The organism is Acidovorax sp. (assembly GCF_046341535.1).
Lineage (GTDB): Bacteria > Pseudomonadota > Gammaproteobacteria > Burkholderiales > Burkholderiaceae_C > Acidovorax.
In genome coordinates this window covers 1-8,246 of sequence record NZ_JBKDRI010000063.1, presented here as the reverse complement: position 1 = coordinate 8,246, position 8,246 = coordinate 1, and the positions used below count along the sequence as shown (strand labels likewise).

Genomic DNA, 8,246 nt, shown 5'->3' with positions numbered 1-8,246 from the left:
TTCCTGTCCTCATGGCGGTATCTCCGTTCCCAAGATACCGCATTGGCATGCACGATTAATGCCAGAAATTAACGGGACATGACACTAGGAGCCTGTCGGACTTGGAAATCGTCGGCTGCAAATCGACCGCAGCGGTCCATTTTCAACCGCCTTTTTGCCCCATAGCTCGGCTATGGGGCTGCAAATTCGGCAAACACTGTCCTCGCTGGAGACGATGCGTGCTTTCGACGCTCCAAGACCCACAGGCTCCTCGGTCAAAGCGCGGGATGTCATCCCTTTCAGCGCTGCGCCACCCCGGTGGCAGGCTGGCGCTGTGCCCACAGCCACAGCCCCAAGCCGCCAGCGATCATGGGCACGCACAGCCACTGGCCCATGCTCATGCCCATCGACAAAATGCCCAGAAACGCGTCGGGTTCCCTGAAGTACTCGGCGATGAACCGCAAGCACCCATAGCCCACCAGGAAGGCCGCGGCCACCTGGCCCTGGCGGCGCTCCTTGCGGGCATAAAGCCACAGCAGCACGAACAGCAGCAACCCTTCCAGCAAAAACTGATACACCTGCGACGGATGGCGCGGCTGCATGGAGCCACTGTGCGCAAACACCATGCCCCAAGGCAGGTCCGGGCTGGCAATGCGGCCCCAGAGTTCACCATTAATGAAGTTGCCCACGCGGCCCGCAGCCAGCCCGGTGGGCACACACGGTGCCACAAAATCAGCCACCTGCAGCCAGGGGCGCTGGCGCGAATGGGCAAACCAGAGCATGGAAACGATCACGCCCAACAGTCCGCCATGAAAGGCCATGCCGCCCTGCCACACCGCAAAGATTTCCAAAGGGTGGCTCAGGTAGTACCCAGGCTTGTAGAACAGGCAATAGCCCAGTCGCCCGCCGATCACCACGCCCGCCACACCCAGGAACAGGATGTCCTCGACGTCCTTGCGAGTCCATGCGCCCGCGCCCGTGATGGACGCGAAAGGCGGGTGCCGCAGCCGCCGGATACCCAACCACATGAACAAACCGAACGCAGCAAGGTAGGTCAGGCCGTACCAGTGGATGGACAGAGGGCCCAGTTGCAGGGCGACAGGATCGATAGAGGGATAGGTCAGCATGTTCTGGATATTGTGCCCGGCCTGTGCAGCATCAGGCATCGGGTACGCGGCCTGACGGATCGCCCAAAACCGCGCCGTCAGCACCGGCACTCACCCCCTGCGCCAAAGCCGATGTGGCCCGGATGAAGTCCACGAAGCGCGACAGTGCCGGGTTGCTCGAACCAGGCGCCCACACCAAACTGGTTTCGCACAGCGGAAGGTCCCCGCCCGGGGCCACGGTACCCTGCCCCGGCGGGTTTGCCGCATGCACGGCCGCCCAATCCACCGCCCGGCGGTACACCACGCCATTGCGGCGGAACTGGGTGACGCTTTCCGGCACCCAGGCCACCCCCAGCCCGCCCCAGACCAGATTGACGATGGTCTGCATCTGTATTGCCTCCTGCGCCACCACGGGTACCCGCCCTGCCGCCCGGTACAGGTCCAGGATGGCGTCGTAGAGGGAAGGCACGATCCGGCGCGGAAACACCACCAGGGGCTCATTGACGACCGCAGCCATGTCCACCACAGGGCTGACTGCCAGCGGATGCCGTGAAGGCACGGCCAGCACCAGCGGCTCCAGAGCCACCGCATGCCGGGCCAACTCGGGAGGGGCAAAGCCCGGCGAGTGCAGCATCAAACCGGCATCCAGTTCACCACGGGCAAACAGCGCCCGCTGCACATCGCCCGTGGCCTCCACCAACTCCAGCGCCACTTGCGGGCACGCTCCGCGGAATGCGCGCACCCATCCCGGCAGGCGCTCAAACCCGATGGTCGAGACGAAACCCAGCCTCACGCGCCCCACCTCACCGGCTGCGGCCGCGCGCGCCCGCGCCGGCAAGGCTTGCGCGCGCTCCAGCAGGTCCCGCACATCCGGCAACAACGCCTCGCCCGCCGGGGTCAAGGCAACCCGGCGACGGGTGCGGTCGAACAGCAACACGCCCAGCGCGCGCTCGAGCTGTGCAATGCCCTGTGTCAGCGGCGGCTGGGTCATGTGCAGGCGTGCGGCAGCGCGGCCAAAGTGCAGCTCTTCGGCCACGGCGATGAACTGGCGCCAGGCGCGCACATCGATCAGCGTTTCTTTCATATGTTTTTTATATTACTGGAGCAGCACAAAGCGATTGGATCATGCCCGCCAAACGCCGCATACTGTCGCCCGCGTCCCCGCCAGGGCACAACATCCGGCGGGGCAGACCCACACCGACGACCACAAGGACCCCACCATGGCCGATAGCAAGATCATTCCGATCCAGCCCATCAACCGCCGCAGCGCCAATATCACCCAAGGCAAGTCCCGCGCGCCCAACCGCTCGATGTACTACGCCATGGGCTACGAAGAAGGCGACTTCGTCAAGCCCATGGTCGGTGTGGCCAACGGCCACAGCACCATCACCCCCTGCAACAGCGGCCTGCAAAAGCTGGCCGATGCCGCCATCGCCGGCATCGAGGAAGCGGGCGGAAATGCCCAGGTGTTCGGCACGCCCACCATTTCAGACGGCATGGCCATGGGCACGGAGGGCATGAAGTACAGCCTGGTCAGCCGGGAGGTCATCAGCGACTGCATCGAAACCTGCGTGGGCGGCCAGTGGATGGACGGGGTGCTGGTCGTGGGCGGCTGCGACAAGAACATGCCCGGCGGCCTGATGGGCATGCTGCGCGCCAACGTGCCCGCCATCTATGTGTATGGCGGCACCATCCTGCCGGGCCACTACAAGGGCAAGGACCTGAACATCGTGAGCGTGTTTGAAGCCGTGGGTGAAAACGCGGCCGGCAAGCTCAGCGACTTCGATCTGAAAGAAATCGAAAAGCGCGCCATCCCGGGCACCGGCTCGTGCGGCGGCATGTACACCGCCAACACGATGTCGAGCGCGTTCGAGGCCTTGGGCATCAGCCTGCCCTACTCGTCCACCATGGCCAACCCGCATGATGAAAAAATGAACTCGGCCAAGGAATCGGCCAAGGTGCTGCTCGAAGCCATCAAGATGGACCTCAAGCCCCGCGACATCGTCACCAAGAAAGCCATCGAAAACGCCGTGGCGGTGATCATGGCCACGGGTGGCTCGACCAACGCGGTGCTGCACTTCCTGGCGATTGCCCACGCGGCTGGCGTTGAGTGGGACATTGATGATTTCGAGCGCATCCGCAAGCGCACGCCGGTGCTGTGCGATCTCAAGCCCAGCGGCAAGTACCTGGCGGTGGACCTGCACCGCGCTGGCGGCATCCCCCAGGTCATGAAGATCCTGCTCAACGCCGGTCTGCTGCACGGAGACTGCATCACCATCGAGGGCAAAACCGTGGCCGAAGTGCTCAAGGATGTGCCCGATGAACCGCGCGCCGACCAGGATGTGATCCGCCCCATCAGCAACCCGATGTACGCGCAAGGCCACCTGGCCATCCTCAAGGGCAACCTGAGCCCTGAAGGTGCGGTGGCCAAGATCACAGGCCTGAAGAACCCCGTGATCACGGGGCCCGCCCGCGTCTTTGACGACGAGCAGTCGGCCCTGCAAGCCATCCTGGACGGCAAGATCAAGGCGGGCGACGTGATGGTGCTGCGCTATCTGGGCCCCAAGGGTGGTCCAGGCATGCCCGAGATGCTGGCACCGACAGGCGCGCTGATTGGCGCGGGCCTGGGCGAAAGCGTGGGCCTCATCACCGATGGCCGCTTCTCGGGCGGCACCTGGGGCATGGTGGTGGGCCATGTGGCACCTGAAGCGGCCGCCGGCGGCACCATCGCCTTCGTCCAGGAAGGAGACAGCATCACCATCGACGCACGCCAGTTGCTACTGGAACTGAACCTGAGCGAGGACGAGATCGCCCGCCGCCGCGAGGGCTGGACGCCTCCCGCCCCGCGCTACACGCGCGGCGTGCAAGCCAAGTTTGCGTTCAATGCATCGAGCGCCAGCAAGGGCGCGGTGCTGGACGCCTATTGACCCGGATGGCCGCGAGGGCGGCCATGCGCGCCCGCGCTCTGCAATGCATTGAACAGCGCGGGAAACCAAGAAAAAGCCTGCTGCGAGACACTGCTCGCAGCAGGCTTTTTGGATGGGAGCGCCACGCACCGGAGACGTTCAACCTAAAAACGGCAGGCGCGCGTCGCCGTTTGGGTCGGGCCCCACCGGGGCCGGATCGGCTCACGGCAGGGGGGGCCAACCGCCCATCACCGTGGCTTGCGTGTCTGCACCTCCATCGCCTCCTTGTGGCGGTTGATCCGGTCCTGCTTGCGCTGCTCCATTTTCTCCATGGCCTTGCGTTTGGAGTACCCCGAAGCGTCGGCCCAGGTCCACCACGCTGCCGTGGCGGCAAACGGCGATAGCACCAACCACCACGACCAGGTCGCAACCGGATCGACTTCAAAATATTTCAGCGCCAAAAGCACCAGCGACACGCCCAACAGATACATGGATTTCCCCCGGGAAACTAGAGGTGACGGGTTACCCCCGAACGCTACCGGGTCAACCCAACTCACTACAATTTGGTGACCGGGACTGTAACCCAACCACAGGAATTTTCACCATGAAGCGTACCCTGATGACCCTTGCGTTGAGCCTGACGGTGGCTGCACCCGCCATGGCTGACATGGCACTGGCAACGTCCAAGAACTGCATGGCATGCCATGCGGTGGACAAGAAGCTGGTGGGGCCGTCTTACAAGGACGTGGCGGCAAAATATGCTGGCCAAAAGGATGCGGCTGACAAGTTGGCCGTGAAGATCATCAAGGGCGGCAGCGGCGTGTGGGGCGCAGTGCCCATGCCTGCGAACGCGCAGGTCAGCGAGGCCGACGCCAAAAAACTCGCTGCCTGGATTCTTACTCAAAAGTGAGTGCTGCTAAGCGCTGCGCCTGGTCGCCCGGCGCAGCCGCCCCCTACAGGAACGCGATGCGGTGACGGCACCGCAAATCGCTCAGCGGATCAGTTGGTTTGGGACAACTGGTCCAGGATGGCGGGGTTTTCCAAGGTGCTGGTGTCCTGCGTGATCGCCTCGCCCTTGGCAATGCTGCGCAGCAGGCGGCGCATGATCTTGCCGCTGCGCGTCTTCGGCAGGTTGTCGCCAAAACGAATGTCCTTGGGCTTGGCGATGGGCCCGATTTCCTTGGCAACCCAGTTGCGCAGTTCGTTGGCAATCTGCCTGGCTTCATCGCCTGTGGGGCGCGAGCGCTTGAGCACCACAAAGGCGCAAATCGCCTCGCCGGTCACGTCGTCCGGCCGGCCCACCACGGCGGCCTCGGCGACCAGGTCGGTCTTGGCCACCAGGGCGGATTCGATCTCCATCGTGCCCATGCGGTGGCCCGACACGTTGAGCACGTCATCAATGCGGCCGGTGATGCGGAAGTAGCCGCGATCAGCACTGCGCACCGCGCCATCGCCCGCCAGGTAAAAACCCTTGAGCTCTTCGGGGAAGTAACTTTTCTTGAAGCGCTCGGGGTCGTTCCAGATCGTGCGGATCATGCTGGGCCACGGGCGCTTGATGACCAGGATGCCGCCTGAACCATTAGGCACATCGTTGCCCATTTCGTCCACGATCGCCGCCGCGATGCCGGGCAGAGGCAGCGTGCAGCTGCCGGGCACCAGCGGTGTGGCACCAGGCAGCGGGGTAATGACATGGCCGCCGGTTTCGGTCTGCCAGAAGGTGTCCACGATGGGGCAGCGCTCGCCGCCCACGTTTCTGTGATACCACATCCACGCCTCAGGGTTGATGGGCTCGCCCACGCTGCCCAGGATGCGCAGGCTCGACAGGTCAGACTGCGACGGGTGGACGCTGACATCGGCTTCCGCCGCCTTGATGAGCGAACGGATGGCGGTGGGGGCCGTGTAGAAAATGCTGCACTTGTGGCGCTCGATCATCTGCCAGAAGCGCCCGGCATTCGGGAAGGTGGGTATGCCCTCAAAGATGATTTGCGTGGCGCCCGCAGCCAGGGGGCCGTAGGCGACATAGGTGTGCCCCGTGATCCAGCCAATGTCGGCCGTGCACCAGAAAACGTCGTCGTCGCGCAGGTCGAACGTCCAGTTCATGGTCAACCTGGCCCACAGCAGGTAGCCACCGGTTGCGTGCTGCACCCCCTTGGGTTTGCCGGTGGAGCCGCTCGTGTACAGGATGAACAGCGGGTGCTCCGCATTCACGGCCACAGGCGGGCAGTCGGTGCTTTGCCCGGCCAGCGCCTGGGCAAAGGTCTTGTCGCGGCCCGCCACCATGTTGCAGGCGGTGGCAGTGCGCTCATAGACGAACACATTGCGCACGGTGTCGCATCCGCCCGTGGCCAGGGCCTCGTCGATGATGGCCTTGAGAGGCAACTCCTTGCCGCCACGCATTTGGTAATTGGCGGTGATCACGGCAACCGCACCGGCGTCGATGATGCGCTCGTGCACGGCCTTGGCACTGAAGCCGCCGAACACCACACTGTGCGTCGCTCCAATGCGGGCGCAGGCCTGCATGGCGATCACGCCCTCGATGGTCATGGGCATGTAGATCAAAACCCGATCGCCCTTGTTCACGCCATGCGACTTGAGCGCGTTGGCGAACTGGCTCACGCGCGCCAGCAGCTCTTGGTAGGTGACGCGGGTCACAGTCCCATCGTCGGCCTCGAAGATGATGGCGGTCTTGTTTTCGGTGGGGGTGCCGATATGGCGATCCAGGCAGTTGGCAGACGCATTGAGTTCACCATCGCCAAACCACCGGAAGAATGGCGCATTGGATTCGTCCAGCGTTTGCGTGAATGGCTTGGACCAATGCAGGTTCTCACGGGCCATGCGCGCCCAGAACCCGTCAGGGTCGCGGTCGGCCTCGGCACACAGCGCGTCGTAACCCGCCATCCCCGACACGCGTGCCGCCCGCACGACATCGTCGGCAGGGGGGAACACGCGGTTTTCAACCAAAACGGATTCGATCGCGGAAGTGGGCGCACTCATTGTGTGGTCTCCTGGGTCTGATGAAATGGATGCCGGTCTAGTTCTGTGACCGGAAATGGCCGGTACTGTCGGCCGCGGCACTTACAAGCCACTGACGGGCACGAAGCTTCCGGCTGCTGTGGCTGAAACCGTAGAATCGGACAGCGATCGCCTCTCGACCGCTCCTGTTCCGATGACCCCAAACAACACCAAGCTCGCCGCCCCGATGCGGCCCCTGCCTTCGCTCATTTTCGCCAGCCGCTGGCTGCAGCTGCCTCTTTACCTGGGGCTCATTCTGGCACAGGCGGTTTACGTATTTCACTTTTGGGTGGAGCTCGTTCACCTGATCGAAGCGGCATTTGGTGATACGAACTCGCTCCAAAAGCTGGTGTCCAGTATTGGCTACAAGAGCGACATCGCTGTGGTGTCACTGAATGAGACCATCATCATGCTGGTGGTGCTGGCGCTGATCGATGTCGTCATGATCTCCAACTTGCTGATCATGGTGATCGTGGGCGGCTATGAAACGTTCGTCTCGCGCCTGCACCTCGATGGCCACCCCGACCAGCCCGAATGGCTGAGCCACGTGAATGCGTCGGTGCTTAAAGTCAAGCTGGCCACAGCCATCATCGGAATCAGCTCCATTCACCTCCTCAAGACCTTCATCAACGCCGCCAACTACGACCTGAAGGTGCTGATGTGGCAGACGATCATCCACACCGTGTTCCTGCTCAGCGCACTGGCCATTGCGCTGACCGACCGCCTGATGACGACCGACACGGTTCGCCACTAGAGCCTGCGCGCCGGACGGGGGCGGCTCAGTGCGATCGACCTCGTCAATTTGCTGTTATTTTGATAGCAATAAAATAAGGTGCGACGTGCGCGACTGGTCAAATTGAGTCGGTTTCCAGCACCTCTCGCTCGCTGTCATCGACCTGCCTCGCGCGGACGCCGGCCGCGTCTGGACACGCGGCACCGGAGTGTCGCCCCCAGCCCTCTGTATCGGGCTGGCGATCCGACTGCGTGCCGGCCGCTGGAGCCCTGTCAGGCCTCAAAGGCGGCGGCCGCGGCACCAAGGGCCCGTTCGAGCGCATGCAGACAGTGCTTCGGCCCGGGCCGCCGCCTCTGTCAAAATACAGGGCTCTAGGAGCCTGTCGGACTTGGAAATCGTCGGCTGCAAATCGACCGCAGCGGTCCATTTTTAACCGCCTTTTTGCCCCATAGCTCGGCTATGGGGCTGCAAATTCGGCAAAAACTGTCCTCGCTCTCGCCGATTTTCGCT

The 8,246-nt window shown here is 63.4% G+C and carries 7 protein-coding genes; 3 read left to right on the top strand and 4 right to left on the bottom strand.

The window, feature by feature from the left end; genetic code table 11:
* Positions 1 to 278: 278 nt before the first annotated feature.
* The gene (lgt, locus tag ACK543_RS04295; protein WP_409941620.1) at positions 279 to 1,106 is read right to left on the bottom strand and encodes a prolipoprotein diacylglyceryl transferase; all 828 of its coding nucleotides are present in this window, start codon (positions 1,104 to 1,106) and stop codon (positions 279 to 281) included.
* Between the two features lie 31 nt (positions 1,107 to 1,137).
* Positions 1,138 to 2,169: a LysR family transcriptional regulator gene (locus tag ACK543_RS04290; protein ID WP_409941619.1), complete on the bottom strand. Its 1,032-nt coding sequence runs from the start codon at positions 2,167 to 2,169 to the stop codon at positions 1,138 to 1,140.
* A gap of 136 nt (positions 2,170 to 2,305) precedes the next feature.
* Between ACK543_RS04290 and ilvD the strand changes: the two genes are divergently transcribed.
* Complete coding sequence (gene ilvD, locus ACK543_RS04285) at positions 2,306 to 4,012, top strand: dihydroxy-acid dehydratase (RefSeq protein ID WP_409941618.1); 1,707 nt, start codon at positions 2,306 to 2,308, stop codon at positions 4,010 to 4,012.
* A 227-nt stretch (positions 4,013 to 4,239) separates the two neighbouring features.
* Here ilvD and ACK543_RS04280 read toward each other — a convergent pair whose 3' ends face one another.
* On the bottom strand, positions 4,240 to 4,482 hold the full coding sequence (locus tag ACK543_RS04280) for a TIGR04438 family Trp-rich protein (RefSeq protein ID WP_409941617.1): 243 nt from the start codon (positions 4,480 to 4,482) through the stop codon (positions 4,240 to 4,242).
* A gap of 113 nt (positions 4,483 to 4,595) precedes the next feature.
* Between ACK543_RS04280 and ACK543_RS04275 the strand changes: the two genes are divergently transcribed.
* The gene (locus ACK543_RS04275; RefSeq protein WP_409941616.1) at positions 4,596 to 4,901 is read left to right on the top strand and encodes a c-type cytochrome; all 306 of its coding nucleotides are present in this window, start codon (positions 4,596 to 4,598) and stop codon (positions 4,899 to 4,901) included.
* Between the two features lie 89 nt (positions 4,902 to 4,990).
* On the opposite strand, the gene acs is transcribed toward ACK543_RS04275, so the two are convergent.
* Positions 4,991 to 6,985, bottom strand: a complete 1,995-nt coding sequence (gene acs / locus ACK543_RS04270) for an acetate--CoA ligase (RefSeq protein WP_409941615.1) — start codon at positions 6,983 to 6,985, stop codon at positions 4,991 to 4,993.
* A gap of 172 nt (positions 6,986 to 7,157) precedes the next feature.
* Between acs and ACK543_RS04265 the strand changes: the two genes are divergently transcribed.
* Positions 7,158 to 7,757, top strand: a complete 600-nt coding sequence (locus ACK543_RS04265) for a YqhA family protein (RefSeq protein WP_409941614.1) — start codon at positions 7,158 to 7,160, stop codon at positions 7,755 to 7,757.
* The last annotated feature ends 489 nt before the right edge of the window (positions 7,758 to 8,246 follow it).